Annotated in this window: 1 pseudogene; it reads right to left on the bottom strand. The window is 59.7% G+C overall.

Annotated features, from left to right (window positions below):
• A pseudogene (locus ACI2KK_RS23830) lies at nt 1-303 on the bottom strand (ribonucleoside-diphosphate reductase subunit alpha); the annotation flags it as partial.

Below are 303 nucleotides of genomic sequence, written 5' to 3' on the forward strand. Positions count from 1 at the left end.
AGGGTGATCTCGGTGCACAGGTTCGAGCTGTGGACCACGCCCACGTGCTGCTGCGGGCTGCGCAGGTTGCACGGGTCCTTGAAGGTCAGCCACGGGTGGCCGGTCTCGAACAGCATCGACAGCATCTTGCGCCACAGGTCTTTGGCCTGGATGGTCTTGAACACCTTGATCTTGTTGTACTCGGTCAGGGCTTCGTAGTACTCGTAGCGCTCTTCGAAGGCCTTGCCGGTCAGGTCGTGAAGGTCTGGCACTTCGCTTGGCGAGAACAGGGTCCACTTGCCGTCATCGAAGACACGCTTCATG

It is taken from the genome of Pseudomonas sp. NPDC089406 (genome assembly GCF_044900265.1).
In the GTDB taxonomy this organism is placed as follows: Bacteria; Pseudomonadota; Gammaproteobacteria; order Pseudomonadales; family Pseudomonadaceae; genus Aquipseudomonas; species Aquipseudomonas fakonensis.